Source organism: Streptomyces sp. B1I3 (assembly GCF_030816615.1).
Lineage (GTDB): Bacteria > Actinomycetota > Actinomycetes > Streptomycetales > Streptomycetaceae > Streptomyces.
The window spans coordinates 6,839,800-6,864,555 of record NZ_JAUSYD010000001.1 but is presented as its reverse complement, the minus strand read 5'-3'; the positions used below and the strand labels follow the sequence as shown (position 1 = coordinate 6,864,555).

The 24,756-nt window shown below is 71.7% G+C and carries 25 protein-coding genes, 3 pseudogenes and 1 riboswitch; of the genes and pseudogenes, 18 read left to right on the top strand and 10 right to left on the bottom strand.

All coding sequences use genetic code 11. The features are described from left to right. Window positions 1–10: 10 nt before the first annotated feature. Window positions 11–313, bottom strand: coding sequence for an urease subunit gamma (locus QFZ58_RS31250; protein ID WP_104790628.1), 303 nt, complete (start codon window positions 311–313; stop codon window positions 11–13). 755 nt (window positions 314–1,068) lie between these two features. On the opposite strand from QFZ58_RS31250, the pseudogene QFZ58_RS31245 reads away from it, so the two are divergent. The 3 genes and pseudogenes from QFZ58_RS31245 to QFZ58_RS31235 form a co-directional block, all read left to right on the top strand. Further along, window positions 1,069–1,374: pseudogene (locus QFZ58_RS31245) on the top strand (ATP-dependent Clp protease proteolytic subunit); the annotation flags it as partial. Window positions 1,375–1,380: 6 nt separating this feature from the next. Beyond that, window positions 1,381–1,689, top strand: coding sequence for a hypothetical protein (locus QFZ58_RS31240; RefSeq protein WP_307128216.1), 309 nt, complete (start codon window positions 1,381–1,383; stop codon window positions 1,687–1,689). A 365-nt stretch (window positions 1,690–2,054) separates the two neighbouring features. Beyond that, a riboswitch (cyclic di-AMP (ydaO/yuaA leader) is annotated at window positions 2,055–2,232 on the top strand. Window positions 2,233–2,235: 3 nt separating this feature from the next. Then, complete coding sequence (locus QFZ58_RS31235) at window positions 2,236–2,706, top strand: C40 family peptidase (RefSeq protein WP_307128215.1); 471 nt, start codon at window positions 2,236–2,238, stop codon at window positions 2,704–2,706. Between the two features lie 105 nt (window positions 2,707–2,811). Here the strand turns inward: QFZ58_RS31235 and QFZ58_RS31230 are convergent, their stop codons facing one another. Beyond that, window positions 2,812–3,453, bottom strand: a complete 642-nt coding sequence (locus QFZ58_RS31230) for a LysE family translocator (protein WP_307128214.1) — start codon at window positions 3,451–3,453, stop codon at window positions 2,812–2,814. 72 nt (window positions 3,454–3,525) lie between these two features. On the opposite strand from QFZ58_RS31230, the gene QFZ58_RS31225 reads away from it, so the two are divergent. Continuing rightward, entirely contained in the window at window positions 3,526–4,440 is a 915-nt protein-coding gene (locus QFZ58_RS31225) for a LysR family transcriptional regulator (RefSeq protein ID WP_307128213.1), read from the top strand. Window positions 4,441–4,485: 45 nt separating this feature from the next. Here QFZ58_RS31225 and QFZ58_RS31220 read toward each other — a convergent pair whose 3' ends face one another. Both QFZ58_RS31220 and QFZ58_RS31215 read right to left on the bottom strand, forming a co-directional pair. Continuing rightward, on the bottom strand, window positions 4,486–4,917 hold the full coding sequence (locus tag QFZ58_RS31220; protein ID WP_307128212.1) for an ATP-binding protein: 432 nt from the start codon (window positions 4,915–4,917) through the stop codon (window positions 4,486–4,488). A gap of 478 nt (window positions 4,918–5,395) precedes the next feature. Beyond that, window positions 5,396–6,544 (bottom strand): 8-amino-7-oxononanoate synthase, encoded by a 1,149-nt coding sequence (locus QFZ58_RS31215; RefSeq protein WP_307128211.1) that lies wholly within the window; start codon window positions 6,542–6,544, stop codon window positions 5,396–5,398. A gap of 143 nt (window positions 6,545–6,687) precedes the next feature. Between QFZ58_RS31215 and bioB the strand changes: the two genes are divergently transcribed. The 4 genes from bioB to QFZ58_RS31195 are packed head-to-tail and all read left to right on the top strand — an operon-like array spanning window position 6,688 to window position 10,641. Continuing rightward, window positions 6,688–7,899, top strand: a complete 1,212-nt coding sequence (gene bioB, locus QFZ58_RS31210) for a biotin synthase BioB (RefSeq protein WP_307128210.1) — start codon at window positions 6,688–6,690, stop codon at window positions 7,897–7,899. Continuing rightward, window positions 7,892–9,196, top strand: coding sequence for an adenosylmethionine--8-amino-7-oxononanoate transaminase (locus QFZ58_RS31205; RefSeq protein ID WP_307128209.1), 1,305 nt, complete (start codon window positions 7,892–7,894; stop codon window positions 9,194–9,196). The genes bioB and QFZ58_RS31205 overlap by 8 nt, the downstream gene beginning before the upstream one ends. A 1-nt stretch (window position 9,197) precedes the next feature. Continuing rightward, complete coding sequence (gene bioD / locus QFZ58_RS31200) at window positions 9,198–9,905, top strand: dethiobiotin synthase (protein WP_307128208.1); 708 nt, start codon at window positions 9,198–9,200, stop codon at window positions 9,903–9,905. Between the two features lie 58 nt (window positions 9,906–9,963). After that, window positions 9,964–10,641 (top strand): class I SAM-dependent methyltransferase, encoded by a 678-nt coding sequence (locus tag QFZ58_RS31195; protein ID WP_307128207.1) that lies wholly within the window; start codon window positions 9,964–9,966, stop codon window positions 10,639–10,641. A gap of 16 nt (window positions 10,642–10,657) precedes the next feature. Here QFZ58_RS31195 and QFZ58_RS31190 read toward each other — a convergent pair whose 3' ends face one another. Both QFZ58_RS31190 and QFZ58_RS31185 read right to left on the bottom strand, forming a co-directional pair. Continuing rightward, window positions 10,658–11,029, bottom strand: coding sequence for a fic family toxin-antitoxin system, toxin component (locus tag QFZ58_RS31190; RefSeq protein ID WP_307128206.1), 372 nt, complete (start codon window positions 11,027–11,029; stop codon window positions 10,658–10,660). Next, on the bottom strand, window positions 11,026–11,253 hold the full coding sequence (locus QFZ58_RS31185; RefSeq protein ID WP_307128205.1) for an antitoxin: 228 nt from the start codon (window positions 11,251–11,253) through the stop codon (window positions 11,026–11,028). The genes QFZ58_RS31190 and QFZ58_RS31185 overlap by 4 nt, the downstream gene beginning before the upstream one ends. A gap of 220 nt (window positions 11,254–11,473) precedes the next feature. Between QFZ58_RS31185 and QFZ58_RS31180 the strand changes: the two genes are divergently transcribed. The 6 genes from QFZ58_RS31180 to mug all read left to right on the top strand — a co-directional run bounded on the left by QFZ58_RS31180 (window position 11,474) and on the right by mug (window position 17,976). Next, on the top strand, window positions 11,474–11,941 hold the full coding sequence (locus tag QFZ58_RS31180; RefSeq protein ID WP_307128204.1) for a GNAT family N-acetyltransferase: 468 nt from the start codon (window positions 11,474–11,476) through the stop codon (window positions 11,939–11,941). A gap of 488 nt (window positions 11,942–12,429) precedes the next feature. Then, the gene (locus QFZ58_RS31175; RefSeq protein WP_307128203.1) at window positions 12,430–13,767 is read left to right on the top strand and encodes a hemolysin family protein; all 1,338 of its coding nucleotides are present in this window, start codon (window positions 12,430–12,432) and stop codon (window positions 13,765–13,767) included. Further along, window positions 13,764–14,783 (top strand): hemolysin family protein, encoded by a 1,020-nt coding sequence (locus tag QFZ58_RS31170; RefSeq protein ID WP_307128202.1) that lies wholly within the window; start codon window positions 13,764–13,766, stop codon window positions 14,781–14,783. The genes QFZ58_RS31175 and QFZ58_RS31170 overlap by 4 nt, the downstream gene beginning before the upstream one ends. 225 nt (window positions 14,784–15,008) lie before the next feature. Next, window positions 15,009–15,845, top strand: a complete 837-nt coding sequence (locus QFZ58_RS31165) for an SGNH/GDSL hydrolase family protein (protein ID WP_307128201.1) — start codon at window positions 15,009–15,011, stop codon at window positions 15,843–15,845. A gap of 117 nt (window positions 15,846–15,962) precedes the next feature. Next, window positions 15,963–17,405, top strand: a complete 1,443-nt coding sequence (purB, locus tag QFZ58_RS31160; protein ID WP_307128200.1) for an adenylosuccinate lyase — start codon at window positions 15,963–15,965, stop codon at window positions 17,403–17,405. A 22-nt stretch (window positions 17,406–17,427) separates the two neighbouring features. After that, entirely contained in the window at window positions 17,428–17,976 is a 549-nt protein-coding gene (gene mug, locus QFZ58_RS31155; RefSeq protein ID WP_307128199.1) for a G/U mismatch-specific DNA glycosylase, read from the top strand. Window positions 17,977–18,366: 390 nt separating this feature from the next. Here mug and QFZ58_RS31150 read toward each other — a convergent pair whose 3' ends face one another. Continuing rightward, a complete protein-coding gene (locus QFZ58_RS31150; RefSeq protein WP_307128198.1) occupies window positions 18,367–18,834 on the bottom strand; it encodes a hypothetical protein in 468 nt (155 codons plus the stop codon). A 132-nt stretch (window positions 18,835–18,966) separates the two neighbouring features. On the opposite strand from QFZ58_RS31150, the gene QFZ58_RS31145 reads away from it, so the two are divergent. The 3 genes and pseudogenes from QFZ58_RS31145 (at window position 18,967) to QFZ58_RS31135 (ending at window position 20,597) form a co-directional block, all read left to right on the top strand. Then, window positions 18,967–19,164 (top strand): hypothetical protein, encoded by a 198-nt coding sequence (locus tag QFZ58_RS31145; RefSeq protein WP_307128197.1) that lies wholly within the window; start codon window positions 18,967–18,969, stop codon window positions 19,162–19,164. Then, window positions 19,152–19,333: pseudogene (locus QFZ58_RS31140) on the top strand (DNA-binding response regulator); the annotation flags it as partial. The gene QFZ58_RS31145 and the pseudogene QFZ58_RS31140, both read left to right, overlap by 13 nt. A 106-nt stretch (window positions 19,334–19,439) precedes the next feature. Beyond that, complete coding sequence (locus tag QFZ58_RS31135; protein WP_307128196.1) at window positions 19,440–20,597, top strand: ROK family protein; 1,158 nt, start codon at window positions 19,440–19,442, stop codon at window positions 20,595–20,597. A gap of 152 nt (window positions 20,598–20,749) precedes the next feature. On the opposite strand, the gene QFZ58_RS31130 is transcribed toward QFZ58_RS31135, so the two are convergent. Together QFZ58_RS31130 and QFZ58_RS31125 are read right to left on the bottom strand one after the other, a co-directional pair. After that, a complete protein-coding gene (locus QFZ58_RS31130) occupies window positions 20,750–21,523 on the bottom strand; it encodes a GntR family transcriptional regulator (protein WP_307128195.1) in 774 nt (257 codons plus the stop codon). 372 nt (window positions 21,524–21,895) lie between these two features. After that, on the bottom strand, window positions 21,896–22,780 hold the full coding sequence (locus QFZ58_RS31125) for an RNA polymerase sigma-70 factor (RefSeq protein WP_307128194.1): 885 nt from the start codon (window positions 22,778–22,780) through the stop codon (window positions 21,896–21,898). A 145-nt stretch (window positions 22,781–22,925) separates the two neighbouring features. Between QFZ58_RS31125 and QFZ58_RS31120 the strand changes: the two genes are divergently transcribed. Continuing rightward, window positions 22,926–23,756, top strand: a complete 831-nt coding sequence (locus tag QFZ58_RS31120) for an alpha/beta fold hydrolase (protein WP_307128193.1) — start codon at window positions 22,926–22,928, stop codon at window positions 23,754–23,756. A gap of 141 nt (window positions 23,757–23,897) precedes the next feature. On the opposite strand, the pseudogene QFZ58_RS31115 reads toward QFZ58_RS31120, so the two are convergent. Further along, window positions 23,898–24,743: pseudogene (locus QFZ58_RS31115) on the bottom strand (DMT family transporter); the annotation flags it as partial. Between the last annotated feature and the right edge of the window lie 13 nt (window positions 24,744–24,756).

Genomic DNA, 24,756 nt, shown 5'->3' with positions numbered 1-24,756 from the left:
CGTCCCCCCGTCAGACGATCGGTTCGTGGACGGTGACGAGCTTGGTGCCGTCCGGGAAGGTGGCCTCGACCTGGACGTCGTGGATCATCTCCGGGATGCCGTCCATGACGTCGTCCCGGGTGAGCACCTTCCTGCCGGAGGCCATCAGTTCGGCGACCGTCCGGCCGTCACGGGCGCCTTCCAGGAGGTGCGAGGTGATCAGAGCGATCGCCTCGGGGTGATTCAGCCGCAGCCCGCGGGCCCTGCGCTTTTCGGCGACGTCGGCCGCCACGTGGATGAGCAGGCGTTCCTGTTCGTGCGGAGTCAGTTGCACGCTTCCACCTCTTCGTCTTCCGCCCGGTACCGGCCCCGGGCGCAGCGGGACCCTATCCGCCTTTCAACACTCTGTTGAACGATGAAGGGGATTCCGCGGCCAGGTATTGCACGTTAGGGCGCAAGTTTTTCCGGCGCGTTAACTGATCTTTTGCTCTTCCATGGACTTCGGACCGCGCAGGCCGCTCTCCGGTGGGCCTGGGGCCCGGTCCGCCGCACAACGCCTTCCGCACCCCGGAGCCGGGTCCGCGCGGTCACGGTCCGGACGGCGACGCACGGCGCCGACGCCGTCGTCCGTGACACCCGGCCGGCCGGTGGGCGGCCACGGGCCTGTCCGGCCCGCACGCGTGTCCGCGCCGTCGCCGGTGCTCCGCCCGACCGGTCATCGGATGAGGTCCGGGCCCTCACCCGCGAGGCGAGCCGGCGCGGAGGCGGCCCGCACCTCGACCCGAGGACGGCGTCGTATACGGCGGCGGTGCGTACGCCGGTCAGGGCACCCGGCGGCCCACCGCGCCGTACACGGCCTCCTGGTGCCCGTACCGCTGACGGGACGCGAGCTTGTTCCGGTCCGTGGCCGCGCCGCGGAGCACCGCGAGCACGGCCGGGCCACGGCGACCGCGCTCGCGGGCGCTCCGCGGCGGTCCCGAAGCGGCGGCGTTCGCCAGGATCGGAGGGCACGGGGTCGATCGAGGACACGGAACGGATCAGCTGCTCGATCGGCCGCGGCCTCCTTCCGCCTCGGACAGTCGGGTGCCGGCGCCCGGCACACCCGGACGTCGACATGCCCTGCCCGGCGCCCGGGTAGTCATGCAGTGACCCGCTCTGACGAGCCGGTGCAGGGACAGCCCTCCGGCCTCGGGATCGAGGCGCGCGAGTTGGTGCGTGGGCGCGAGATGCTCACCGTGATGCCGACCCGTCGCACGGGACGTTCCGCGCGGGACAGTCAGTGCCGCCATCGAGCGTGACACCATCCTCGACGCCCCGGCCACCAGGGCGTTCGGCCTGGTGGACCACGTCATGGAGAACCGCCGTCCGTCCCAGCCGCCGCACCCCACGAGGTGACCCGCGATGCTCACCCCTCAGTTCCCGCCACTTCCCGCACTGACCCGCGCCGAGGGCGAATTCATCGACCGTTACCTCGAAGCACTCGACCAGATCGGCCGGATCAATCCGGCCCGCGGCAGCGATACGTACAGTGCGCTCCGGGCGGCACAGGCGCTGGCCTCCGGGGCCGTCGCCCTGCGCGACGCGCTGGCTCTGATGCATGAGCGGGGCGAGACGCAGATCCACGCGGAGACACTGGCCCGCGCGCTGCGCCTGCTGGACGGAGAGCGGCGCGCCGGGCGGGTCACCATGCCTCCGGCTGCCACGAGTTGAGCGCCCCCTCCCCCGACTGCCGGGCTCTTTAGCCCTTTCGGCCCCATTGCCCCGACACGCCCGGCGAGGCGAGCAATCTTTCTCCCTCGTTCGGCTCAGACGAACCCCCTCACGAGGGACAGTTCAACTTGCGCAACGCGCGCGGACACCAAGCGGAACAAGCCGTTCCGCTGCTGGTACGCGGCTGGTCCGGCAACGGTGCCGGGGCTCGGTCATCGGCCCGTCCACCCGAACAGTTCAGTCGTGACGACTCTCACATAACGCCCTTTCAGCTCGGAAATCCGGCACCGGGTGAGTAAAGATCCGTGGGACGACAAGCCCCCGCCACCGCGGCGGGGCGGTCCGGGCGGACGCCGAGTCCTGCCGCCGTCCGGATGCCTGGTCGACAGAAGTGGATCGGCAGGAGTGGAGGACCCGAGCACAACGGGCCGCCCGGACATCCGTTCCGGACGGCTCTCGGGGTGAAGCCGCCATGTGCGGCCGGGCAACTTCGCCAGCCCGAACCCGACAGGTCATCCTTCACAGGCGGCTGACGAAGGGTTGCGCATGACTGCGCAGGTTCATGTCCCGTCTCTGTTCGCCCGGGTCGGTACGGCCTCGGTTCTCACGCTCGCCGTCGGCACCACCATGCTGGCGCCCGGCATCGTCGACGATGCCGAGGCCGCGACCAACTCGACGAAGGCGCTGAGGATCGCCGCGTCGAAGAAGGGCGCGCCCTACCGGTGGGGCGCCGCAGGGCCCCACCGGTTCGACTGCTCGGGCCTCACGCTCTACTCCTTCCGCAAGGTGGGGAAGAAACTCCCCCGTACGGCGCAGCAGCAGTACAACTCCACACGCCATGTCTCCAGGTCGAAGCGGCAACGTGGCGACCTGGTCTTCTTCCATTCCGGGCGCAGCGTCTACCACGTCGGCATCTACGCCGGCGGAGGCAAGATCTGGCACTCGCCGAAGACCGGGGCCGTGGTCAGGCTGGAGAAGATCTGGTCGAACACCGTCTGGTACGGGAGGGTCCGCTGACGCGCGCCCGTGGGAGGGTCCGCCGAGGCACGCCGGCGGTACGGCCGCTGACGCGCGCCGACGTCTACGGGCCGCCCGGCCGCACCGGACCGCACCGCGCCCGAGTCAGTGCAGCAGGGGCGCGGTGACCAGTGCGAGTCCCAGCGCGGTGAGCGCCGCACCACTGCCGCCCTCGATCGCACGGGCGGTACGCGGCCGGCGCAGCCACCGGCCGAGGCGGTCCACCAGCAGGGCCACGGCCGGGAACCAGACGAGCGCCAGCAGCACGACCACGGCGGCGAGCAGCAGGGTTCTGGGCAGGGGCGGCTGCCCGTCGGGGACGAACTGGGGCAGCAGGCTGAGGAAGAGCACGGGCGCCTTGGGGTTCAGGACGTTGGTCAGGAAGCCCTGGCGGAGCGGCCTTGCCACCCCGGTGGGCGCACCGGCTCCGGTGTCCTCGTGGCCCGTGGTCCCGGCGGCGCCCCGCCGTCGTACCGCGTGGAGGGCGGTGAGTCCCAGGTAGAGCACGTAGGCGCCGCCCAGCAGCTGGACCGTGCGGAAGAGGGCGGGCATCGTCACGAGCACGGCGGCGAGTCCCGCCACGGCGAGCGCGGTGTGCACCAGGAGTCCTCCCGCGACTCCTGCCGCGGCGGCCACCCCGGAGCGCCGTGACGCCAGCGCGTTGCGAACGACCACGGTGAAGTCGGCGCCGGGCAGTGCGACCATTCCCGCGGCCACCGCCACGAAAGCGAGCAGTTGTGCGTCCATGGGTACACCCTGACCCGGGCACCCCTTTAGCGTGTACTTGCAATCTTCTGGGTCTGCCAAAAGGAACGCTTAATGTTCGATCCGACGCGGCTGGCGGCGCTGGTGGCGGTGGCCGAAGCGGGCTCGATCACACGGGCGGCCGGGCGGCTGGGCTACACCGCTCCCGCGCTCTCCCAGCAGCTGGCGAAACTGGAGCGGGAGGCCGGCGCCGCGCTGCTGGTGCGCCACCATCGCGGGGCGCGTCTGACGGCCGCCGGTGAGCTGCTGGCCGGGCGGGCCCGACGGGTCCTGGACGAGATGGACCAGGCACGGCGCGAGCTGTCCCGGCTGGCGGGCCTGTCGGGAGGGCGGCTGCGGGTCGGCACCTTCACCACGGCCGGGATCCACCTGCTGCCGCCGGTGCTCAGTGCCTTCCGCCGCGCCCACCCGGACGTGGAGCTGACCGTCACGGACTACGAGCCACCCGGTGGGGTCGCAGCCGTGGCGGCGGGCGATGTCGATCTGGCGCTGACGCACGCGTACGAACCCGCGGTCGCCGATCCGCTGCCCGCCGGGGTGTCCGTCGAGCCGCTCCTCGTGGAGGAACTCGTGCTCATCACGGCAGCAGGCCAGATGCTGTCCGAGGGCAGCGGGCCGCTGCCCGTGTCCGAACTCGCGGGCCGCCCCCTGATCAGCAGCGCGCCCCTCCATCCTCCGCGGCGCGGGGTGGAGCGGGCGCTTGCCGAGGCGGGGGCCGCCCCGGCCGTGGTGTGCGAGTCCCCCGGTTACGCACTGGTGTGCGCGCTGGTCAGCGCGGGTCTCGGCGTGGCGGTGGTGCCGGAGATGGTCGCGGCGATGTCCCCGGCGCCGGTCGCGGTACGGCGACTGGAGCCCCCGGAGTTCCGGAGGACGATCTCCGTCGCCCACCGGGGAGATCGCAACACCGCCGCGGCGGCCACGCTGCGGGCCCTGCTGCGCAGCGGCTTCGGCCGGGCCGCCGCGCAGTGAGACCCGGCCGGCCCGGTGTGTACGGCCGTGTCTCGCCGGGTGACGTCAGGGCTGCGCGGGCACGGCCCAGGGCAGCGTGACCGACACGGTCTTGCCCCCGTCCTGGGTGGGGCTGACGCCGATCCGGCCGCCGCACTCCTTGGCCAGGCAGCGGATGATCACCATGCCGCGGCCGTTGTCCTGCTGGACCGCGGCGGGCAGTCGCCGGGGCCAGCGGGGGTGGCTGTCCGTGACTCCCAGGTAGAGCTCGACGTCCCGGTCGAGACGGAGGTCCACCGTGAAGGTGGGTGACTGTCCGAACGTGTGCTGGACGGCGTTGGTGGCCAGTTCGGAGACGACCAGCCGGATGGCGTCGGCGATCTCGGTGTCGTCCGGCAGGCCCCATTCGGTGAGGACGCGGGCCACGTATCTCCGGGCCGCGGAGACCGACACCGGATCGCTCGGCAGAGTGACGGTAGCTTCCTGCTGGTCTGCCATGGCGAGGCCGTCCCTTTCCGCCCGGACCGACGCACGATCGGCCTGGATTGCGCTTCGCGCCAGAGTGCCATCGATGCCGTCGCCTGTAACGGCGATCCACCAAGATATGCATATATCTGTCGCCCAATCCGGTGAACTCCGCCCCGCGAGCCGGATACGGGCGCCACACTGGCCCCTTTCACACCGGGCGACCTGCAGGAAGGGGCTTCTCGCACGGTGGGAGGAGACCGGCGCAGCACGGCCCCGCGGCACGCCGCCGCGAACTCAGGGCGCGAGACGTCAGTGGCCCCGGGTCTCCTTCGGACCGCCGGCCGCACCGCCGGCTACGCGCGAGCGGTGATGAACGCCTGCATGAAGGCCGCCCCGCTCGGCGGCGACCGTCCGGCCGGACGGCACTCGACGGACATGGGCCTGACGCCACTGCGCTCCCCGCGGCGGCCCGGGCTTCCTTCCTCGACGAGCCCGGCGCCCGCGGGGGTCAGCTGGACCGGGAGGGCGCCGCACCCACCACCGTGGCCACGGCGGTCTCGATCTGCTCGCGCGTCAGGTCCGCACGCGCGGTCAGCCGCAGCCTGGAGACCCCGTCCGGCACCGACGGGGGGCGGAAGCACCCGACCGCCAGCCCGGCCGTGCGGCAGTCCGCCGCCCAGCGCACCGCCATGCCGGCGGACGGAGCGCGGACGGACACGACGGCGGCATCGGGGCGCACGGCGGTCAGGCCGGCCGCGGTCAGCCGTTCGTACAGTTCGAGGGCGACGGCACGCGCCCTGCCCGCCCGCTCCGGTTCGCGCCCCAGGTGCCGCAGGGCACCCAGGGCCGCACCGACGGCCGCGGGCGCGAGGCCGGTGTCGAAGATGAACGTACGGGCCGTGTTGACCAGGTGGTCGATGACCCGGGCCGGGCCGAGGACCGCGCCGCCCTGGCTGCCGAGGGACTTGGAGAGGGTGAGCGTGGCGACGATGCCGTCGTCTCCGGCGAGACCGACGGCCGCGAGCGCACCCCGGCCGCCTTCGCCCAGGACTCCCAGGCCGTGTGCGTCGTCCACCAGCAGGGCCGCGCCGCCTTCTCTGCACACGTCGGCGAGCCGGGTCAGTGGGGCGGCGTCGCCGTCCACCGAGAACACCGAATCGGTCACGGCCAGCGCCCGCCCGCCGTGCGCGTGGATCGCCTTGCGCACCGCCTCCGGGTCCGCGTGGGGCACGACTTCGGTCTCGGCCCGGGAGAGCCGGCAGCCGTCGACGATCGAGGCGTGGTTGCGCGCGTCGGAGACGATCAGCGAGCCGTGGCCGCTGAGCGCGGTGAGGGCGGCGAGATTGGCGGCGTAGCCGGAAGAGAGCACCAGGGCGGCCTCGAAACCGCAGAAGTCCGCCAGCTCGCGCTCGAGTTCGGCGTGCAGGGCGGTCGATCCGGTGACGAGCCGCGAGCCGGTGGCGCCCCCACCCCACGTCCGGGCCGCCTCGGCCGCCGCCTCGGTCACGGCGGGATGGCGGGACAGGCCGAGGTAGTCGTTGCTCGCGAGGTCCAGCAGAGCGGGTTCGGCGGTCCGGGGGCGCAGGGTCCGGACGAGTCCGGCCTCCTCGCGGCGGCGCGCCTCGTCATCGATCCAGGCGAAGGGGGCGTAGGGCATGGGGCGGTCCCTTTTGTAGGCAGCTCACAGACCCTAGCGGGGTGCGCAGCAGGTCAGGGTGTGGCAATACACACACCCTCACCCTCCTCTCCTGTCCGGTTCCTCCTTGGCCGATGCCGGTGCCGTACGTCAGGATCAGGGCCATGGACCTCCTGAACACGCTGGTGGACAAGGGACTGCGGCGCGAACTGCCGACCCGGGACGAAGCGCTCGCCGTGCTGGCGACCTCTGACGACGACTTGCTCGATGTGGTGGCCGCGGCCGGAAAGGTACGCCGCCAGTGGTTCGGGCGGCGCGTGAAGCTGAACTATCTGGTGAATCTGAAGTCCGGGCTGTGCCCCGAGGACTGCTCGTACTGCTCCCAGCGGCTCGGCTCCAAGGCCGACATCCTCAAGTACACCTGGCTCAAACCGGAGGAGGCGGCCAAGGCCGCCACGGCGGGAGTGGCCGGCGGGGCCAAGCGCGTGTGCCTGGTGGCGAGCGGCAGGGGGCCGACCGACCGGGACGTCGACCGGGTCTCGCAGACCATCGAGGCCATCAAGGAGCAGCACGAGGACGTCGAGGTGTGCGCCTGCCTCGGACTGCTGTCCCAGGGCCAGGCCGACCGCCTGAAGTCGGCGGGGGCCGACGCGTACAACCACAACCTCAACACCTCGGAGGGGACGTACGGGGACATCACGACCACCCACACGTACGCCGACCGGGTGGACACCGTGCAGCAGGCGCAGGCCGCCGGGCTGTCCGCGTGCTCCGGTCTGATCGCGGGGATGGGCGAGAGCGACGCCGACCTGGTCGATGTCGTCTTCTCCCTGCGTGAGCTGGATCCCGACTCCGTGCCGGTGAACTTCCTGATTCCCATGGAGGGGACCCCGCTCGCCAAGGAGTGGCACCTCACGCCGCAGCGGTGCCTGCGCATCCTGGCGATGGTGCGCTTCGTCTGCCCGGACGTGGAGGTGCGGCTCGCGGGCGGGCGCGAGGTCCACCTGCGCTCGATGCAGCCGCTCGCCCTGAACCTGGTCAACTCCATCTTCCTGGGCGACTACCTGACCAGCGAGGGCCAGTCGGGCCGGACCGATCTCGACATGATCGCCGACGCCGGGTTCGAGGTCGAGGGAGCGGGCACGACGACGCTGCCCGGCCATCGGGCGGATGTGAACGGCAGCTGCGGTTCCCACGAGAACGGGTGCGCCCCCTGCGGCGAGGCCCGGGTCCCGGAGGCGGCGGTCCCGGACACGGCGGACGACGCCCCCGCCTCGGCCACCGCCGATGCGTCCGAGGCCCCGTCGGCGCTGCGCAGGGACCTCGTGACGGTGCGCCGTCGCGGTGCCGGCACGGACCTCGCGCCCAATGCCTGATCCGCTCGCGCCCGCCGAACTGCGCGCCCTGGACCGGGCTCACGTCTGGCACCCCTACGGCCCGATGCCCGGCCGCCAGGAGCCGCTGGTCGTGGAGTCGGCCTCCGGGGTGCGACTCCGGCTCGCCGAACCCGCGTACGGGCAGAGTGAGTTGGTGGACGGGATGTCCTCCTGGTGGTCGGCCGTGCACGGTTACAACCACCCCGTGCTCAACGAGGCGGCGCGTAGCCAGCTGGACCGGATGAGCCATGTGATGTTCGGCGGGCTCACGCACGAGCCCGCCGTCCGGCTGGTGACCCGGCTGGTGGAGATCACTCCGGAGCCGCTGCAGCACGTCTTCCTCGCGGATTCGGGCTCGGTCTCCGTCGAGGTCGCGGTGAAGATGTGCCTGCAGTACTGGCGCTCGGCCGGGCGGCCGGGCAAGCACCGGCTGCTGACCTGGCGGGGCGGCTACCACGGCGACACCTGGCAGCCGATGTCGGTGTGCGACCCCGAGGGCGGGATGCACGAACTGTGGTCGGGGGCCCTCCCCCGCCAGGTCTTCGCGGACGCACCGCCCGACGGCTTCGACGCGGAGCCCGACGAGGCGTACGTACGGCATCTGCGGGAGCTCGTCGCGGATCATGCCGATGAGCTGGCCGCGGTGATCGTGGAGCCGGTGGTGCAGGGGGCGGGTGGAATGCGGTTCCATTCGCCCGCCTATCTGCGGGTGCTGCGCGAGGCGTGCGACGCGAACGACGTACTGCTGGTGTTCGACGAGATCGCGACCGGATTCGGCCGCACCGGGCAGTTGTTCGCAGCCGGTCACGCGGGGGTGTCCCCGGATGTCATGTGTGTCGGCAAAGCGCTGACCGGCGGTTACCTGACGCTGGCTGCGACCCTGTGCACGTCACGCGTGGCAGAAGGCATCTCGAGCGGAGAGGTACCGGTGCTGGCGCACGGGCCCACGTTCATGGGAAACCCGCTGGCCGCGGCGGTGGCCTGCGCGTCCCTGGATGTGCTGCTCGGCCAGGACTGGGAGCAGGAGGTGAAACGGATCGGCGCCGGGCTCCGGCAGGGTCTCGCCGAGGCGGCCGGTGTGCCAGGGGTGCAGGATGTACGGGTGCTGGGCGCCATCGGCGTCGTACAGCTCGATCACGAGATCGACATGGAGGCCGCGACGCGGGCCGCGGTCCGCGAGGGAGTGTGGCTACGGCCCTTCCGCGACCTCGTGTACACGATGCCGCCGTACGTGACGGGCGACGAAGACGTGGCGCGGATCTGCAGGGCCGTGTGTGCGGCGGCCGGGGAAGGATGAGATGACGATTCTGGTGGTGTCCGGGACGGGCACCGAGATCGGCAAGACGATCGTGACGGCGGCTGTGGCCGCGGCGTTCCGGGACCGGCGGGTGGCGGTGCTCAAGCCTGCCCAGACCGGCCTGGCCCCCGGGGCACCGGGGGACGCGGCCGAGGTGGCCCGGCTGGCCGGCGGTCATGTGACGGCCGTCGAACTGGCGCGTTTCCCCGAACCGTTGGCTCCCGGGACGGCCGCGCGCCGGGCCGGCCTCGCCCCCGTACGCCCGTACGAGATCGCCGAAGCGGCGCAGAAGCTGGCGGCCGACCACGATCTGGTCCTGGTCGAGGGCGCGGGCGGGCTGCTCGTGCGCTTCGACGGCGAAGGTTCCACGCTCGCCGACGCCGCCCGCCTGATGGCCGCTCCCGTGCTGGTCGTCGCACCCGCCGGGCTGGGAACTCTCAACGCCACGGCGCTGACGACGGAGGCGCTCCGGGCGCGCGGTCTCACATGTCCCGGGGTCGTGGTGGGCAGTATGCCCGCCGAACCCGACCTGGCCGCCCGGTGCAACATCGACGACCTCCCGGTCTCGGCCGGTGCCCCGCTGCTGGGCTGGGTTCCGGCCGGGGCGGGTGCACTGCCTCCCGCCGACTTCCGTACGCGGGCACCGAGTTGGCTGGCGCCGGAGCTCGGCGGGAACCGACGGGCACCGAATGGGCCGGCGAGCGGCTGAGCGGGCCCGCGCGGGGGACAATCGAGGTAGTCGTACCTGCCCCCGAAGGAGGTTCGTCATGCGTCTGCGCAGCACGAAGATCCCGCCGGACGCGGTGCACCACCCGATCTTCTCCCGCTTCTACGCCCGGATGAGCGTGGCCGCCGACCTCAAAGGCGGAATCGCCGCCCATCGCGAGGAACTCCTGTCCGGCCTCTCGGGCCGGGTCATCGAGATCGGCGCGGGCAACGGTCTGAACTTCGCGCACTACCCGGGGTCCGTCTCCGAGGTCGTCGCGATCGAACCCGAGCGCGGCCTGCGCCGGCTGGCAGCCGGCGCCGGGCTGCGTGCCGAGGTCCCGGTCGACGTGGTGCCGGGGACGGCCGAGGCGCTGCCGGTGAAGAGCGAGGCCTTCGACGCGGCGGTCGCCTCGCTGGTCCTGTGTACCGTACGGGACCTGCCACGGGCGCTCGCCGAGATCAAGCGCGTGCTGAGGCCGGGCGCCGAGCTGCGTTTCTTCGAGCACACGCTCGCACCCGGCCGCGCCCTTGCCGTGACTCAGCGGGTGGCCGACCGCACCGTCTGGCCGCTGCTGTTCGGGGGCTGTCACACCGCGCGGGACACCGTCGCGGCGATCGAGGCGGCCGGCTTCGAGCCGGTGGCCTACCGCCGACTGCGGATTCCGGACAGGGGCGTGCAGCTGCCGACCTCACCGTGCGTGCTCGGCGTGGCCCACCGGCCGTTCGCGGAGGACTGAGGCGTTCCCCGGCCCCTCACCGGCTCCACTGGCGCAGTTCGTCGGCGATGGCCCGAACGTCGGCCTTGCCTTCCTTCACCAGCCTGGCCAGGTCACGCACCTGCTCGGGCGAGGTGATGACCTTCAGTCCCGAGGCCACGAGATAGCCGTAGCCGACGGCGGACGCGAACATGGCGTTCGAGTGTTCGAGCGCGGGCACATGGAGGAGCAGTTGCAGAAGCGCCGCCGCGCGGGAGTACGGATCGCTGTAGACAGGGCTGCCGAAGATCTCCGCCTCGTGGCGGCTGACCGCGGCGACGAGGGCACCCCAGTCGACAACCTGCGGATCGCCGGGCGTCTTGTGCTCGGCGACCATGAGCAGCCAGGCGAGGTCGATCCGGAGGTTCAACGGGTGCCCTTGCGCTCCGGGTCGAACTCCTCGGCGAACACCGACTCGTACTGCTTCATGAAGTCGGCCGCGGCCTCGACGAAGGTGTGTCCCACCTCGCCCGCATCCTGCTTGACGAGCTCTTCTATGTAGCGGTTCACGCTCATCCCCCGCTGCAGCGCGCGTTGACGCGCTGCCTCGGCGGTGGCCTCGTCCACTCGAACGTTCAGCTGAGTCTTGGGCACGACATCACGCTAGCGCCTACGCGCTAGCAGAGGCAAGGGGAGCGGGACGTGCCCCGTACACACGCATGACGGGCCGTACACACGCGTGACGGGCTGCGTGCGGGTGGGTGGAACGCCGTCGTGCGCCCGTCACGGGAGCGTACGGGTGCGTCGGCGAGGCACCTGGGGCAGCCCGGGAAAATGCCTGGTCGCGGAGCCGGCGCTCTGCTTGGCTCATCCCATGGGCGATCTGGAGATCCGTTGCGCCGGCCTCACCGACATCGAGCGCGTGCTGGCCTTCTGGCGCGAAGCCGCAGAAGGAACGAGCATCAGCGACGACCACGACGGAGTGGCCCGGCTCATCTCCAGGGACCCCGAAGCCCTGCTGCTCGCCGAGCGGGACGGCGTCCTCACCGGAAGCGTCATCGCCGGCTTCGACGGCTGGCGGTGCTCCGCCTACCGGCTGGCAGTCCATCCGGACTTCCGCCGCCAGGGGGTCGCCGCAGCCCTGATGGAAGCGGCGGAGCGGCGGTTCGTCGCCTTGGGCGGACGCCGGGTCGACGCCATGGTCCTCGAGGAGAACGACCGGGCGCACCGCACGTGGGCGTCGGCCGGCTACCACCGCGAGGACCACTGGAGGCGCTGGGTCAAGCCCTTGCGGGACCTCAGCCGGTCCGTCCGGCCGGGATCGGCTGCACGCCCCCGGTGAGGGACAGGCTCGGCACGTACGCACGTGGGCGCGGGACACGGCACGGGTGTATGCGGGCACGGGCCGTGCGCCGGCCCCCAGCGGCAGCGTCGACCGCTGCCGCAGCCGGCCGTCGGCGGGCCGCGCCCGATGTCGGCGGATCGGGGTCGGCGGACGGTTCTTCGCTCCGCAGGGGTGGATTCGCTCTGCGCGGGTACGTGTTTCGCTCCGCGCGGTCAGCTCTGGGCGGGTACGTGATGCGCTCCGCGCGTGCGTCCCGGCCGCAGGGATGCGGCGCCTCGCACGCGTACTGAGATCATGGGGCGAGTGCGGGAACCGGGGCCGACCGGCACGCCCCGCATTTTGCCGGTCCTTTACTATAGGTCGGCAACCGTCCATCCCGTTGAAAGGTGTGAGCGTCCGCCCATGGGCGAGCCTCCCAGTAGTCGATACCGCCGACGTCGAGCGAACCTCCGGCCCCTGCCCGACCATGGGACGGAGGTGAACCGATGACCGAAATGCTTCTGCTCCTCGTGGCGGTGCTGCTCTCCCTCGCCTGCGGTGCTTTCGTGGCGGCGGAGTTCTCTCTGACCACGGTGGAGCGCGGCGAGCTCGAACGGGCCGTCGAGCGGGGAGAGCGGGGTGCGGCAGGAGCGCTCAAGGCCGTACGCAGCCTCACCTTCCAGCTCTCCGGCGCGCAGCTCGGCATCACCGTCACCAACCTGGTGGTCGGCATGCTCTCCGAGCCGTCCATCGCCGCGCTGATCCGGGGGCCGGTGGAAGCGACCGGGTTGTCACCCGGGGCGTCCTCCTCGCTGGCACTCGTGATCGGCACCGCCTTGTCGACCGTGGTCCTGATGGTGGTGGGCGAGCTGGTCCCGAAGAACTGGGCCATCTCGTCGCCGCTGGCCGTCGCCAAGACGGTCGCCACCCCGCAGCGCGTCTTCACGGCGGTCTTCCGGCCGTTCATCAGCCACCTCAACAACACGGCCAACCGCATCGTGCGCCGCTTCGGCCTCGAACCGGCCGAGGAGCTCGCGTCCGCGCGCAGCCCGCAGGAGCTGGTGGCGCTGGCACGCCACTCCGCGAAGGAGGGGGCGCTCGAAGCCGACACGGCTGAACTGTTCGTGCGCACCCTCAACCTCTCCGAGCTGACGGCGGAGAACGTCATGACTCCGCGGGTCCAGGTCACCGCCCTCGACGTCCAGGCGACCGCCGAGGACGTGGCGAACGCCACGCGGGCCACCGGCCTCTCCCGCTTCCCCGTGTACCGCGGCAATCTGGACACGGTGGTCGGAGTCGCGCACATCAAGGACGTGCTGGCCGTTCCGGCCGAGCAGCGGCCTCGCAAGCGGGTGTCGGACATGCTGCGCGAGCCCTTGCTCGTGCCGGAAACCCTCACTGTGGACCGTCTGCTGGACCGGTTGTCCGGCAAGCTGGCCATGGCCGTCGTCATCGACGAGTACGGCGGCACGGCAGGCGTCGTGACCCTGGAGGACATCGTCGAGGAGGTCGTCGGCGAGGTGCGCGACGAGCACGACCCGCACGAGACGCCCGACCTGGCGCCCGCCGGCGAGGACGCGGACGGGCGCACACTCTGGTCCGCCGACGGCGCGGCTCGCACGGACCAGCTCCGGACCATCGGACTGCGTGTGCCGGACGGGCCCTACGAGACACTGGCGGGGCTGCTGGCCACGCGCGTCGGCCGCATCCCGGTGGTCGGCGACACCGTCGAGCTCAGCGGCTGGCGGATCGACGTGGTGGACGCCTCGGGCCACCGCGCCGCGCGGGCTCTGCTCCACGCACCACTGCCCGGTACCGACGGGCCGACGGAGGACGAACGATGATCGCCGTCCAGCTCTTCATCGGCCTGCTGACCCTGGTCGTCAACGCCTTCTTCGTCGGCGCCGAATTCGCCCTGATCTCGGTACGCCGCAGCCAGATCGAGCCGGAGGCGGAGGCCGGGAACCGGCGGGCGCGGAGCGTCATCTGGGGCCTCGAGCACGTGTCGGCGCTGCTCGCAGCCGCGCAGTTGGGCATCACGCTCTGCACGCTGGTCCTGGGTATCGTCGCCGAACCCGCCATCGCCCACCTGCTGGAACCCGTCTTCGACGCGGTAGGCGTGCCGCACGGGCTGGTGCACCCGATCTCCTTCGTCATCGCCCTGTCCGTGGCGACGTACCTGCACATGCTGCTGGGCGAGATGGTGCCCAAGAACATCGCACTGGCGGAGCCCGCCCGCACCGCGCTGCTGCTCGGGCCGCCGCTGGTGACGCTCGCACGGGCTCTGCGGCCGGTGATCTTCGCGATCAACGCGTTCGCCAACGCCCTGCTCAAGCTCCTGAGGGTGGAGACCAAGAACGAGGTGTCGGCGACATTCTCGGACGACGAGCTGGCGCGGCTCGTACAGGACGCCGGGGAGGCCGGACTCGTCGACGACCGTTCGGCCGAGCGGCTGCGTCACGCCCTGGAGCTGGGCCGTCGCCCGGTCCGGGACGTGCTGTTGCCTGTCGACCGTGTGCTGTACACGAGGGTCGGGACGACACCGGAGGAGCTCGAGCGGCTCTCCGCAGCGTCGGGTTTCTCGCGTTTCCCGGTCATGGACAGCGAACAGCGGATCATCGGGTACCTGCATGTGAAGGACGCCCTGGACGCCGCGCCCCGCGACGTCCCGTTCCCTGTGACGGCACTGCGGCCGATCGCCCGGGTGCGGGCGGCGACACCGCTCGACGACGTCCTCACCGCGCTCCGCCGGAGCCGCACGCATCTGGCAGCCGTCCTGGACGAGGACGGCCGGCTGGCCGGCATGGTCACGATGGAGGACGTCCTGCGTGAGCTGGTGGGCAGGGCCCAGGCACGCTGACGCCGGAGTCCGGTGATGCGGGGGAAGGGGCGCGGCTCCGGTCGCGCCCCTTCCCCACGTTCCCCGCGCCCCGGGGGGGGACTCCCGCCCCGGCGTCCCTGCCTCCCGCGCCCGTCCTCCGCGTCCGGGTCTCCCGTCTGCGGTGCGGGTGCGGTCCAGGTGCGCGTGGCGCCTTCCACGCTGTGCGGTCTGCGCACTTCCGCCCCGGGGTACGATCGCATCGCCATGGAACTGAATGCCCCATACACCAGTCTTGTCGCGGTCGGCGACTCCTTCACCGAGGGCATGTCGGACCTGCTGCCCGACGGCTCGTACCGCGGATGGGCCGATGTCCTCGCCGCCCGGCTCGCTGCCCACACTCCGGGATTCCGGTACGCCAACCTCGCCGTGCGCGGGAAGCTCATCGGCCAGATCGTCGATGAGCAGGTCGAGGTCGCCGCAGCGCTGCAGCCGGACGTGATCACCCTCGTCGGAGGTCTCAACGACACCCTGCGGCCCAAGTGCGACATGGGCATGGTGCGTGGTCGGCTGGAGGAGGCGGTGGAGCGTCTCGCACCGGCCTGCAAGGCGCTGGTGCTCATGCGCAGTCCCGGGCGCAACGGTCCGGTGATGGAACGCTTCCGCCCGCGCATGGAAGAACTGTTCGCCCTGGTCGACGACCTCGCCGCGCGCCACGGCGCGCTCGTGACCGACCTGTACGGCGCTCCGTCGCTCGGTGATCCCCGGATGTGGGACGTCGATCGTCTGCACCTCACGGCCGAGGGGCACCGCAGGGTCGCGGAAGCGGTGTGGCAGACCCTGGGCCTGCCGCCCGAGAGTGACTGGCAGATCCCGATGCCCGTGTCGCCGCCTGCCCGCTGGGCCCGTCGGCGGGTGGACGACGTCCGGTTCGCCCGGCAGCACCTGATGCCGTGGATAGGCCGCCGGCTCACCGGCCGGTCGTCCGGGGACGGGCGGGCCGGCGCCCAGTTCGACGCCGGACTCGGGAAGGCTTTCTGGATCACCCCCGGAGACGGGGCGGCCCCCGGCCCGGTGACCGGCTGGCGCCGGCTGGACGGCTGACAGCTGCTCCCGCCCACGGCGGGGTGCGGCGGCCGCGAGAGTCCGGCAGGCTTCGTAGGAACGCACATACCGGCCCGCGGCTCCGGCCTGCAGAAACCGCCAGTAGAATCCGGACACGTGACTGCTGTGTCTGCGAAGCCTCGCATCCCCAATGTCCTGGCCGGCCGCTATGCCTCCACGGAGCTGGCCGTCCTCTGGTCCCCCGAGCAGAAGGTGAAGCTGGAACGTCAGCTGTGGCTGGCGGTGCTGCGCGCTCAGAAGGACCTCGGGATCGAGGTCCCTGACGCGGCGCTGGCCGACTACGAGCGAGTAATCGACCAGGTCGACCTGGCCTCGATCGCCGAGCGCGAGAAGATCACCCGCCACGACGTGAAGGCGCGGATCGAGGAGTTCAACGCCCTCGCCGGCCATGAGCAGGTCCACAAGGGCATGACGTCCCGGGACCTCACCGAGAATGTCGAGCAGCTGCAGATCCGGCTGTCGCTGGAGCTGATGCGCGACCGTACGGTCGCGGTTCTGGCCCGGCTCGGCAAGCTGGCGGCCGAATACCGTGAGCTGGTCCTCGCGGGCCGCTCGCACAATGTCGCCGCCCAGGCGACCACGCTGGGCAAGCGCTTCGCGACCGCCGCGGACGAACTGCTGGTGGCGTACGGGCGGCTGGAGGACCTGCTGGGCAGGTACCCCCTGCGCGGCATCAAGGGCCCCGTGGGCACGGCCCAGGACATGCTGGACCTGCTCGGCGGCGACGCCGGGAAGCTCGCGGACCTGGAACAGCGGATCGCGGGACATCTCGGCTTCGCGCACGCCTTCACCTCCGTCGGCCAGGTCTACCCCCGGTCGCTCGACTACGACGTGGTGACCGCGCTGGTGCAGCTCGCCGCGGCGCCCTCGTCGGTGGCCAAGACCATTCGCCTGATGGCCGGGCACGAGCTGGTGACCGAGGGCTTCAAGCCGGGTCAGGTCGGTTCCTCCGCGATGCCGCACAAGATGAACACCCGCTCCTGCGAGCGTGTCAACGGACTGATGGTGATCCTGCGCGGCTACGCGTCGATGACGGGTGAGCTGGCGGGTGACCAGTGGAACGAGGGCGACGTGTCCTGTTCCGTGGTCCGCCGGGTCGCCCTGCCGGACGCCTTCTTCGCGTTCGACGGTCTGCTGGAGACCTTCCTCACCGTGCTGGACGAGTTCGGCGCGTTCCCCGCCGTCGTGGCGCGTGAACTGGACCGCTACCTGCCGTTCCTCGCCACGACCAAGGTGCTGATGGGTGCGGTGCGGGCGGGAGTCGGCCGCGAGGTCGCCCACGAGGCCATCAAGGAGAACGCGGTCGCCTCGGCGCTTGCCATGCGGGAACAAGGCGCCGAGCGTAACGAGTTGCTGGACAAACTGGCGGCCGATGACCGCATTCCGCTGGACCGTGGCCAGCTCGATGCCCTGATGGCGGACAAGCTCTCGTTCACCGGTGCGGCTGGGGACCAGGTCACCGCGCTGGTCTCCCGGATCCAGGAGATCACCGAAAAGCACCCGGAAGCCGCCGGCTACGCCCCCGGCTCCATCCTCTGACGGCGCTTCACCGTATCCCGCAATGACGCCTGAGGAGCTTCTCGCCGCCCGCGACCGCGTCGTGCCCGACGTGGTCGCGGATGGCCTGCTCGTACTGTTCTGCGGAATCAACCCGGGCCTCATGTCCGCCGCCACGGGTCACCACTTCGCTCACCCCGGCAATCGGTTCTGGCCGGTGCTGCATCAGTCGGGCTTCACTCCGAGGCAGCTGAAGCCGTCGGAGCAGGGCGAGTTGCCACGCTACGGGCTGGGCATCACCAATGTGGTGGCCCGGGCCACCGCCCGGGCGGACGAAATCGGCGCCGAGGAGTTCCGTGAGGGGGGAAGGGCGCTTTCGGCCAAGGTGGAGGAGCTGGCCCCGCAGTGGCTGGCCGTGGTCGGCGTCACCGCCTATCGCACGGCCTTCGGTGACCGCCGGGCGCGCATCGGCCCGCAGGAGCGGCGCGTCGGTGGGGCCCGCGTCTGGGCGCTGCCGAACCCGAGTGGCCTCAACGCCCACTGGACCGTGAGGACGATGGCGGAGGAGTACGCCCGCCTGCGCGCAGCCGCGGGGTCCCACACGTCGCCTTAGCCTCATCGCGTCCCGTGCCCTGTGCCCGGTGTCCTGGTGAGGCTCATGTGCTCACCGCCTGTCCCGGAGCCGGCTACGCCATGCCGCGCTCCGGTCCCCGTGCGGCGCATCCGGGCCAGGCGCTCGGCACCGGGCCGCGGGGCCAGGCACTCGGGCCATCGCGGGGCCGGGCGCCCTGCCCAACGCATCGGGTCCACGCCCACCCGTGCTGACTCGGGGTCGGATGTCCGCGGTCGCACTTCGCTGGGTCCGGATGCCCGATGTCGCTCGCTCGGCACCTGTCACCGCGCCCCGGCGCGGTGCCCCCCGCCCCGGTCCTGGTCTCCTACGCCCAGCCCTTCGTCGACCTGCCCGTCCGGCAGGGGTGAAGGCCGCCGGCGGGACGGGGTCTCAGGGCGGGTCGAGAACTGTCACCAGGACACTCAGCTCACAGCCCGGCCCCTCGTCCTCCATGTGCAGGACCACGGCGATCCAACGGTCCTCGACCCGCCACAGCGGGAGATACTCGCAGCTCGCCACGAGTTCGGCCCACGGCTCCGCCATCACCTCGCCTGCCGTCATCCGCTCCTGCGCGCTCCACAGACTGACGACCTGTGGTGCACCCCAGCGCAGCGTGAGCAGCGTGAGCAGGGCGTCGTGTGCCGCCAGGCACTGCGCCCGGCGCTCGAACTGCTCCGCTTCGTCGCCGTCTCGTTGTCCGACGTCGCCGCGATCTTCGCCCCACTGCTCCTCCTCCCCGTGCAGGTACGCCGTGTGGAAGCCCGGGCCGCTGACTCCCGAGCCCGATGCGACACGCTGCGAGGGGAAGTCCCTGGCGCGCATACCGTCGATGAGGCGAAGGTGGTGTGCGGTGGTCATACCGTCAGTAAACCTTCCCCCACTGACACATGACTTCCCACGGCAGGCCTCACGGTCTCGCACGCCTTCGGAGAACCGTTGGCACAAGCCGGCCGGAACGCTGCACGTTCCCGGTAGTCATGTCAGGCGTCCATGCTCCGCACCGCACCGTCCACCAGCCGGCGGGCACGGCTGTGCCGGCCCATGATCTCGACCGGCGGGAAGGGCAGTGGTGCCGAACTCCACTTCGTGCACCGAGAGGTCGAAGTAGGACTGTTCCAAGGCGGCGCGCTCACCGCTGAGTTCGAGAGCGGGATGCTTTCCGGGGTGGCGGCGGCGCCCGGCCGGTAGAGATCGTGCACGCGGTCCGGCCGGTGGCGGAAGGCGAGTCGTCGCCGTTCCCCGCTGCGGCCCGCCGACTCGCCGCCGAGTACGGGACCAGCGAGGCACGGGCCACCTGGGTGCCCGGGACCGCACGCGAGCGGTGATCGCTGCCTACGAGTCCGGATCGGTTGCCCCGAGCTCGCTCAGGTCACCTCTCGATACCGACTCCGGGGGCCGGTCGTCGCAGCCCGGACCAACGAGTACGATCCGGCAGACACGTGCACGACCTGGGAGGACACACCGTGGGCCGGCTGACTGGTGGAGACCCGTCTCTCCTGCGGCGGATCAATTCCGCGGTGGTGCTGCACGCCCTGCGAGGGGCCCAATCGCCGACGCTCACGGATCTGACCCGCATCACGGGGCTTTCCCGCCCCACGGTCGAGGGTGTCGTGGAGGGCCTCTTCGAGGCAGGCCTGGTCGTCGAAGCGCTGCCCGACGAGAGCGCCGCACGGCGCCAGGGCCGTCCTGCCAGGCGGTTCAGGTTCCGTGCCGAGGCAGGCTTCCTGCTGGGAGTCGAGATCGGCTCGCACCGGGTGTCCGCCCTGCTGTCAGGGCTGGACGGCCGCATCGTCGGCGCCGGCTCACGCGAGGTCTCCGAAACGGCCTGCGCCGACGACAGGCTCGACCAGGTCCGCACGGTCATAGCGGAGGTACTGCGCCGCACCGGTGTGGCTCGCAGCAGTCTGCGCGCGGTCGGCGTGGGCAGCCCCGGCATCGTCGAGGCCGACGGCACCGTGCGGCTCGGTACGGCGCTGCCGGACTGGACAGGCCTCGCGCTCGGCGAGAGGCTGCGGCGCTCCTTCCGCTGTCCCGTCCTGGTGGAGAACGACGCCAACGCCGCTGCTGTGGCCGAGCACTGGAAGGGGGCGGCGACCGAGTCCGATGACATCGTCTTCGTCCTGGCAGGCCTGAGCCCGGGGGCGGGATCGCTCATCGGCGGGCGGCTGCACCGGGGGTTCGGCGGTGCGGCGGGCGAGATCGGCGCCCTGCACCTGCTCGGCCGCGATGTCACTCCGGAGCACCTGCTCTCCACGACGGACACCCCGCTGGACCCGCTGGACGAGCGCGCCGTCGCTGCCGTGTTCGCCAAGGCTCGTCACGGTGATGCCGGGGCGCAGGCCGCGGTCGAGCGGTTCATCCAGCGGCTCGTCCACGATGTCGCGGCTCTGGTCCTTGCACTTGATCCCGAACTCGTGGTGATCGGTGGCTGGGCCGCCGGCCTGGACGGCGTACTCGGTCCGCTCCGCGACGAACTGGCCCGCTACTGTCTGCGGCCGCCCCGGGTGGCTCTCTCGCTGTTGGGCGAGGCAGCCGTCGCCACCGGAGCCCTGCGCCTGGCGCTGGACCACGTCGAGGAGCAGCTCTTCGCCGTGGACGGGACGGTGACGGCCCGCCGGTGACGGCGGCACACCGCACCCACCAGGTCCTGTTCCGAGCCCCCGGCCCGGGAGTGGGAGGTCCGGGCCCGGGAACTCAGGGCGCAGGCACGCTCCGGGCCTGAGCTTCGGACCCGCGTTCCGGGCCTGCGTTCCGGTCCCGGCGCGGAGGCGGGTCAGGAGGCCTGCCGCTGCTGTTCCTGGCTCTCGTGGCTGATCTCGAGGTCCCCTGAGTCCCCGAATGTCAGTCGGCAGGTGTCGGCCCGGTATGTGGCCACGGATACCGCCGCAGTTCCCGAGGCGGCGAAGTACCGCGTCGTGACCACGAGCACCGGCGCCCCCGGGAGGCGGTCCAGCTCCTTCGCGTCGTCCGCTCGGGCGGAGCCGAGCTCGACCGAACGGTCCTGCCCGTCCAGACCGAGCCGGTGCAGTTCGCGCAGGACGCTTCGGGCCCGGGCCGAGCCGGAGGGGGCGTCGATCGCCGAGAGCTCGGGCACGGACGACTTCGGGACGTAGAGCAGTTCGGCTGCCACCGCCTGGCCGTGGCTCACCCGGATGCGGCGCACCACGTGCACCGCTTCCTCGGCGTCGACGTCGAGGACGGCGCAAACCGAGGCAGGAGCGGTCGCGGTCGTGCACTCGACGGGCTGCCATGCCTCGTCCGTTCCGCCGCCCGCCCAGTCCTGCTGCGCCGTGGAGACGGCCACCCCGACACGGGGCGGGGCGACGGTCGTGCCCACCCCGCGGCGCCGCTGCAGCCTGCCTTCGAGCTCGAGCTGCTCCAGCGCCTGGCGGAGCGTGGCCCTTGCGACACCGAAACGCGCCGCGAGGTCCCGCTCGTTGGGCAGGACCTCGCCCACCGCGAAGTCCGAGTCGAGCGCCTCACTGAGCACGGTCTTGAGGTGCCAGTACTTCGGCTCCTGTACCGATTCCAGCTGCGTGGTCCCCACCCTTGTCCTCCGCAATCGCCCAGCGGCTTTTCCGCCACGTTATTTATTAAAGGTTCTTGCCTTAACGCTCAGACTTTAGGACGGCGTACCACCTTGGTCAAGACCAATCGTCGCGCGGTAACGGAGGGGAACGGGCCGTTGGCGCAGAGCGTTCACAGGGCGTTCGCATGGCGGTGGCCCTCGACAGCGGAAAGCCCCATGTCCGGCCGGGCTTGCCCGGGCGTGCGCAGCCGACGGCATCGTGAGGGCCTCGAGGACCACCGGGGGAAACGGGCCGGAAACGGACCGAGGTGCGCCGACGACGACCGCAGCATCTCGCCGCGTCGCGCCCTGCACGCCGCCCTCGAGCCGCCGCTCAGGGCAGCCCGTGCCTCAGCCTCGGGACAGTCCAGCGAACTTGTCAGGATTTCGGATGATATAGGCGCATTGAATGCGCCCTCCCCTGACTTCCAGCTGGAAGACCGTGTCGGGCTTCCCGCCGACGACCGTCAGGAGGGCCGGAGCACCGTTGAGCTCCACGATCGAGAATTCCATGTCCGGGTGCCGGTTCCCTCCCACGGCGTGAAGGAAGCGGCCGACCTTGTCGGCGGTCTCGATGATCCGGCGGGGTGCCTTCGACTTGCCGCCGCTGTCGCTGACCAGCCGCACGTCCGGGGCCAAGAGGGAGAGGAGCGCACCGAGGTCCCCGCCGGACGAGGCAGCGAGGAACCGTTCGGTGAGGTTGCGGCGTACGTCCGGATCCACGTCGAACCGGGGCCTGCGTTCTTCCACATGCCGCTTGGCCCGGCCCGCGAGCTGCCGTACCGCCGCCTCGGAACGATCCAGGGTGGCGGCGATCTCCGCGTACGGGAAGCCGAAGGCCTCGCGCAGCACGAAGACCGCGCGTTCCAGCGGGGAGAGGGATTCCAGGACGACCAGCACGGCGAGGGACACGGAGTCGGCCAGAAGTGCCTGTTCCGCGGTGTCGGGGACGGAGGGCCCGAAATCGGTGATCACCGGCTCGGGCAGCCAGGGCCCCACATAGGTCTCATGCCTGGACCGCAGATGGCGCAGACGGTCGATGGCCAGCCGGGTGGTGATCCGGACCAGGAACGCGCGGGGCTCGCGCACGGCGTCGCGATCCGCCGTGGACCAGCGCAACCACGCCTCCTGCACCACGTCCTCGGCATCGGCGACGCGCCCGAGCATGCGGTAGGCAACTCCGGTGAGGACGGGTCGGTGCTCCTCGAAGAGTTCCGTCAGGGTGTCGGCGGTCACTCCCCCATCCCAGCCGAGACACCGTGCGATGTCCAGCAGGTATCACCCCACCCCTTGAACTCCGGGCTACCCGGCGGTAGGTATTGCTGACGGAGTGTCTACTACCCGGCTCCGTAGAGGTGGCCGGTTCGTCCTGAGGAGCAGCATGGCCACCACGGTCTCGTTCGCGGTCGACTCGGCCGTCGGCCGGCGCACGGTTTCCCTGGCGTACGAACGGAGCGGCACCGGCGCTCCGTTGCTGCTGCTCCATGGCATCGGCCACCACCACCAGGCGTGGGGGCCCGTGCTCGGGATCCTGGCCGCCGAGCGGGATGTCATAGCCGTGGACCTGCCCGGATTCGGTGCGTCGCCGGGGCTGTCGGGCGGTCTCTCGTACGACGTGGCGGCCGTGGCCCGGGTGCTCGCCTCGTTCTGTGACGCACTCGGCGTGGTGCGCCCGCACGTGGCGGGGAATTCGCTCGGGGGCCTGCTCGCCCTGGTGCTGGGCCGCGGCAGGCTCGTACGCTCCGTCACCGCGCTGTCGCCCGCCGGTTTCTGGACCGGACACGAACGCCGTTACGCCTTCGGAGTGCTGCGTGCGATGCGCGGGGCCGCGCTCACCCTGCCGATGCCCCTGATCGAGCGGCTGGCGCGCAGCGCCCCCGGCCGGGCCGCGCTGACCGGCACCATCTACACACGGCCCGGACGGCGCTCACCTGAGGCCGTCGTGGCGGAAACCGTTGCTCTGCGCGGAGCCACCGGCTTCCACCAGACCCTGACGGCCGGTCGAGGGGCCGCCTTCACCGACGATGTGCCGGGTGTTCCCGTCACCATCGCCTGGGGCAGCCAGGACCGCCTGCTCCCGCGCCGGCAGGGCCTGCGGGCCGGGCGCGTCATCCGGCACGCCCGGCTCGTGCGTCTGCCCGGCTGCGGCCACGTCCCCATGAACGACGACCCCGCGGCGGTGGCGCGGATCATTCTCGACACCAGTCGCTGAGGCGCCGCGGCCCGCAGCACACCGCTCCCGCTCACCCGGCACGCTTCCGAGGACCGCGGCGTTCCTCCCCTTCCTCCGGGGCACGCGGCCGGCGGCGCCGCCCGCGCGTCGTCCCAGGACGCCTGAGCCCAGGGCCACCCCCGCCCCGACCATAAGACTCCCGGCACCCTGCCCCACTCCGTACGTCCCGGCCCCGACCAGGGGGGCCGTGAGCGCGGCCGAGACGGGGATCAGCCCGGAGAAGAGTGTGGCGCGCTCGGCACCGATGCGTCGCATCCCGCTGTACCAGCAGACGAAGCCGACCACCGTCACCACGGCTGCCTGCCACAGCAGGGCCAGCGCCTCCTCCGTGGTGGGAGCCGGCAGGAAGCCCGCCCCGTCGGCCATCAGGCCGAGCAGTGCCGACTCCACCGCGGCGATCACACAGACGGTCGCCGAGAGCAGCGCCGGGCCGAGCGGGCGCAGCACCGGCACGGCCAGTACCGCGAAGCCGACCTCGCCGGCGAGCGCTCCCACGGAGAAGAGGATGCCCGCCGGATCGGTCCGGCCCCAGCCCTGCACGGTGAAGGCACCGGCGGCGACGAGACAGGCGGCGTACAGGACCGCCCGGGAGGGACGGCGTCCCTCCATGACGGGGAGGACGACGCTCACCACGATGGGCGCACAGCCCACGAACACCCCGGGGACAGCCGGTTCCGCCGAGCGCTCTGCCGCCAGTACGGCGAGGTTGAAGCCCAGCATGCCGATGGCGGCGAGAGCGCCCAGGCGGCCCCACTGCCCACCCGTCAACGTGCGCAGCGGAGTCAGGCCCGGGCCGCCTCCCCGACGGAGGACCGGCAGGAGCAGCAGTGCGGCGAGGCCGTACCTCAGCGCCTGGCCGCCCGCGTACGGATAGTCGCCGAGGACGCTGTTCGCTGTGAAGGACGCGCCCACCAGGATGCAGGCGAAGGCGGCGAGGAGTGCTCCGCGGAGCGAGGTGGCGTTCATGGAAACGACGCTA

Excerpts from the sequence above, each read along its gene's own strand:
- QFZ58_RS31240 (WP_307128216.1), top strand. The coding sequence starts at position 1,381 with ATGCTCACCCCTCAGTTCCCGCCACTTCCCGCACTGACCCGCGCCGAG.
- QFZ58_RS31235 (WP_307128215.1), top strand. The coding sequence starts at position 2,236 with ATGACTGCGCAGGTTCATGTCCCGTCTCTGTTCGCCCGGGTCGGTACG.
- QFZ58_RS31230 (WP_307128214.1), bottom strand. The coding sequence starts at position 3,453 with ATGGACGCACAACTGCTCGCTTTCGTGGCGGTGGCCGCGGGAATGGTC.
- QFZ58_RS31225 (WP_307128213.1), top strand. The coding sequence starts at position 3,526 with ATGTTCGATCCGACGCGGCTGGCGGCGCTGGTGGCGGTGGCCGAAGCG.
- QFZ58_RS31220 (WP_307128212.1), bottom strand. The coding sequence starts at position 4,917 with ATGGCAGACCAGCAGGAAGCTACCGTCACTCTGCCGAGCGATCCGGTG.
- QFZ58_RS31215 (WP_307128211.1), bottom strand. The coding sequence starts at position 6,544 with ATGCCCTACGCCCCCTTCGCCTGGATCGATGACGAGGCGCGCCGCCGC.
- bioB (WP_307128210.1), top strand. The coding sequence starts at position 6,688 with ATGGACCTCCTGAACACGCTGGTGGACAAGGGACTGCGGCGCGAACTG.
- QFZ58_RS31205 (WP_307128209.1), top strand. The coding sequence starts at position 7,892 with ATGCCTGATCCGCTCGCGCCCGCCGAACTGCGCGCCCTGGACCGGGCT.
- bioD (WP_307128208.1), top strand. The coding sequence starts at position 9,198 with ATGACGATTCTGGTGGTGTCCGGGACGGGCACCGAGATCGGCAAGACG.
- QFZ58_RS31195 (WP_307128207.1), top strand. The coding sequence starts at position 9,964 with ATGCGTCTGCGCAGCACGAAGATCCCGCCGGACGCGGTGCACCACCCG.
- QFZ58_RS31180 (WP_307128204.1), top strand. The coding sequence starts at position 11,474 with ATGGGCGATCTGGAGATCCGTTGCGCCGGCCTCACCGACATCGAGCGC.
- QFZ58_RS31175 (WP_307128203.1), top strand. The coding sequence starts at position 12,430 with ATGACCGAAATGCTTCTGCTCCTCGTGGCGGTGCTGCTCTCCCTCGCC.
- QFZ58_RS31170 (WP_307128202.1), top strand. The coding sequence starts at position 13,764 with ATGATCGCCGTCCAGCTCTTCATCGGCCTGCTGACCCTGGTCGTCAAC.
- QFZ58_RS31165 (WP_307128201.1), top strand. The coding sequence starts at position 15,009 with ATGGAACTGAATGCCCCATACACCAGTCTTGTCGCGGTCGGCGACTCC.
- mug (WP_307128199.1), top strand. The coding sequence starts at position 17,428 with ATGACGCCTGAGGAGCTTCTCGCCGCCCGCGACCGCGTCGTGCCCGAC.
- QFZ58_RS31150 (WP_307128198.1), bottom strand. The coding sequence starts at position 18,834 with ATGACCACCGCACACCACCTTCGCCTCATCGACGGTATGCGCGCCAGG.
- QFZ58_RS31145 (WP_307128197.1), top strand. The coding sequence starts at position 18,967 with ATGCTCCGCACCGCACCGTCCACCAGCCGGCGGGCACGGCTGTGCCGG.
- QFZ58_RS31120 (WP_307128193.1), top strand. The coding sequence starts at position 22,926 with ATGGCCACCACGGTCTCGTTCGCGGTCGACTCGGCCGTCGGCCGGCGC.